This is a genomic window from Streptomyces niphimycinicus, from assembly GCF_018883605.1.
Lineage (GTDB): Bacteria > Actinomycetota > Actinomycetes > Streptomycetales > Streptomycetaceae > Streptomyces > Streptomyces niphimycinicus.
In genome coordinates, this window is the sequence record NZ_JAHLEM010000968.1 from 1 (window position 1) to 3746 (window position 3746).

Below are 3746 nucleotides of genomic sequence, written 5' to 3' on the forward strand. Positions count from 1 at the left end.
GGCGAGTTCGGCGAACAGGGCGCGGGCGGCCTCGGCGGCGCTCGCCCCGTCGGGGACCTCGGCCAGCGTGGCGTGGGTCTCGGGGTACTCACGGGCCACCGTGCGGAAGAAGCCGCGCAGCCCGCTGGGCGCCCCGGCGCCCCGCCGGTCGGCGGCGAGCAGGCGACGCGGCCCGGCGGCGAGGACCCGCTGGTAGAGGGCGAAGGCTTCGGGCAGTACGGGTCCTTCGGCGTCCAGCGGCGTCAGGTGCACCACCGTCTCCTCACCCGCGGCAGGCAGTTCGCCGTCGGGGACCAGCTCGGTCTCGACGCCCGCCTCGGCCAGCAGCGCGGACAGCTCGACGGCGGTCTCGCCACCGCCGAGGAGCTGTACCCGGCGGCCGGGCTCCGGGCGGGCGGTGACCGGTTCGAGGACGTGTTCGGCGAACAGCAGCCGCTGCGGGGCGATGATCTCCGGGCGTGGTCCGTCGACGGCGGGAGTGGCGGCCGGGGCCTCGGCGGCGGCGGGAGCCGCGACGGGCGCCGGAACGGAGCCGAGGGCCGCCTCCAGGAGTGCGCCGAGCGCGGCGACGGTACGGGCGCCGCTGAGCGCTTCGAGGTCCGCCCGGGCGGCGTCCAGGGCGAGCCGGGCGCCGAGTTCGCCGACGATCTCGGTGCGCTTGATGGAGTCGATGCTCAGGTCGGCCTCCAGATCGAGATCCGGCTCCAGCATGTCCACCGGATAGCCGGTGAGCCCCGCGACCACCTCGAGGACGGTGTCCAGGACCGGCACATCACGGGCCGGGGCGCCTGCCGCGGCGGGGGCGGACGGGACGGCGGCGGGGGTGTCGAGCCGGGCGGCCAGGAGCGAGGCCATGCCCTCGGCGGTACGGACGCCGCTCAGCTCCTCCAGTTGCTCGCCGCCCCCGGCGGCGACGCCCAGCCGGGCGGCCAGTTCACCGGCGATCTCGGCCCGTTTGATGGAGTCGATGCTGAGATCGGCCTCCAGATCGAGATCCGGCTCCAGCATGTCCACCGGATAGCCGGTGAGCCCCGCGACCACCTCGAGAACGGTGTCCAGGACCGGCACATCACGGGCCGGGGCACCTGCCGCGGCGGGGGCGGACGGGACGGCGGACGGCGACGCGGTGACGGCCGGGACGCTGGGTGCCGCGGGTATCGCCTGCGCGGCCGGCCGCGTCGTCGTCCCGGGCGGAAGTTCGGGTGCCCCCAGGTAGGAGAGCAGGACGTCGCGCTGGGCGGAGACCATCTCCCGGCTGCTGCGGAGGAACTCCGCGATCAGCGCTTCGGGGCCGGCGGCCGGCGCGGGGAGGTGACGCGGGTCGGACACGGTGAACTCCGTCACGGGTCGGGCGGGGAGCAGGGCGTGCGGCGGGAAGGCGCCGTCGGCGCGGCGCAGCAGATGGCCGTCGACGGTGAACCCGGCCCGCCGGACGGCCTTGGCGGTGGCGGGGTCGACGGTGTCGCGGCCGGTGAACAGCGGCCGGGTGCGCAACTCCGTTCCGCTGACGGCGAGTTGGGCGAGCGCGGCCAGGAAGGCGGGCAGTCCGCCGTCGCGGCGGCCCTCCAGCGGTACGGTGCGATGCGGGCGGTCCCCGAGCACGTCCGCCACCAGGCGGCTGAGCACCCGGCCGGGACCGGCCTCGACGAAGACCCGGGCGCCTGCCTCGTACATCGCCTCGATCTGTTCGGCGAAGCGGACCGGGGAGCCGAGCTGGGCGGCCAGTTCCGCGCGGATGCCCTCGGCGTCGTCGGGGTAGCGGGCCGCGGTGCGGTTGGCCCAGACCGGGAAGGCCGGGGCCGGCAGGTCCAGTCCCGCGAGGTGGCTGCCGAAGTCCTCACCGGCGCCGTCGAGCAGCGGGCTGTGGAAGGCGCAGGCCACGCTCAGCGGCTTGGCGCTGTATCCGGCGTCCTTCAGCCCCGCGACGGCGGCGGCGACCGCCTCGCTGGGGCCCGAGATGACCGTCTGGGTGGGCGAGTTGTGGTTGGCGGCCACCACGTCACCGGCCAGGTCCGCGAGGCGCAGCACCTCTTCGACCCGGTCGGCGGAGGTGCCGACCGCGGCCATGGCCCCCGCGTCGCCCTCCGGGACCCGGCCGAGGATGGCCTCGGCGCGGGCGGCGCTGGCGGCGAGCAGTTCGTCGGGGGTGAAGACTCCGGCGGCGGCGAGCGCGGCGAGTTCGCCGTAGCTGTGGCCGCCTGCCATCGCGGGGCGCACCCCGAGCGAGCCGAGCAGTTCGGTGGCGGCGAGCGCGGTGATGCCGAGGGCGGGCTGGGCCACGGCCGTGTCGGTGATCCGGGCCTTGGTGCGGGCCTCGGTCTCGGCGTCGAGCGCGGCCGGCGGGAAGAGCGCGTCGGCCCAGCGGGCGCCCAGGTGCAGATGGCGGTGGAGGCCGGGGAAGGCCGCGAAGAGCGGTGCGAGCATCCCGGGGCGCTGGCTGCCCTGGCCCGGGAAGAGCAGCGCGAGCTGTCCCTCCGCGACCTCCCGCGGCACGGCGCGGGCGAGGTGGATGCCGTCGGCGGGGGCGTGGTCGCCCTCGGCGGCCCGGCGCAGCAGCTCCGGCAGTTCGGCCGCCGAGCGGGCGACCACCGCGATCTGTACGGGTTCGCCGCGCACGGCGGCCTGGTCGCTGCGGTGGGCGGCGTGGCGCGCGAGGTCGCGCAGGCGGGCGTGGCCGCCGTCCTGGTCGATCAGGGCGAGCAGGGCGCGGACCGCCTTGATCGCGGCCTGCTCCTCGCGGCCCCGGAAGGTGAACAGCTCGGCCGGCCAGGCGTCCAGGGCGTGTGCGGCGGGCGCCTGGTCGTGGGCGCGCAGGACGACGTGGAAGTTGGTGCCGCCGAAGCCGAAGGCGCTGACGCCCGCGATCCGGTCGGCCGGTTCGACGGCCCACGGGGCGGTGGCGGTGTGGAAGGCGAACGGGCTGGTGTCCGCCTGCCAGGCCGGGTTGGGGTTGCCCAGGTGCAGGGTGGGCGGCTTGACGCCGTGGTAGAGCGCGAGGGTGGTTTTGATCAGTCCGGCCAGTCCGGCGGCGCACTTGGTGTGCCCGATCTGCGACTTGACCGAGCCGATGGCGCAGGAGCCGGGTTCGGCCCCGTATTCCCGGAACACCTCGGTGAGGGTGGCGAGTTCGGTGCGGTCGCCGACGACGGTGCCGGTGCCGTGTGCCTCGATCAGGCCGACCTCGGCCGGGGAGATCCGGGCGTTGGCGTAGGCGCGGGTCAGGGCGGCGCGCTGGCCTTCGGGGCGGGGCGCGGTCAGGCCGAGGCCACGGCCGTCGCTGGCGCTGCCGACGCCGTCGATCACCGCGTAGATCCGGTCGCCGTCGCGTTCGGCGTCGGCCAGGCGCTTGAGGGCCACGCAGGCGACGCCCTCGCCGAGGGCGATGCCGTCCGCGCTCGCGTCGAAGGTGGCCGAGCGGCCGGAGGGCGACAGCGCGTGCACCGAGGAGAAGAGCAGATAGTCGTTGATGCCGTTGTGCAGGTCGGCGCCGCCGCACAGAACCAGGTCGCTGGTGCCGGTGACGAGTTCCTTGCAGGCGGCGTCGACGGCGGTGAGCGAGGAGGCACAGGCCGCGTCGACGGTGTAGTTGGCGCCGCCGAGGTCGAGCCGGTTGGCGATGCGCCCCGCGATGACGTTGGCGAGCATGCCGGGGAACGAGTCCTCGGTCAGCCTCGGCAGTTGCTCCTCCAGACCGGGCGGCAGCGTGCCGACGTAGGCGGGCAGCACGGTGCGCAGGGTGGAGGCGT

The 3746-nt window shown here is 75.8% G+C and carries 1 protein-coding gene; it reads right to left on the bottom strand.

The window, feature by feature from the left end:
* Window positions 1-3746: type I polyketide synthase (locus KN815_RS46195; protein ID WP_216347766.1), on the bottom strand; the 3746-nt coding region annotated here is incomplete at both ends.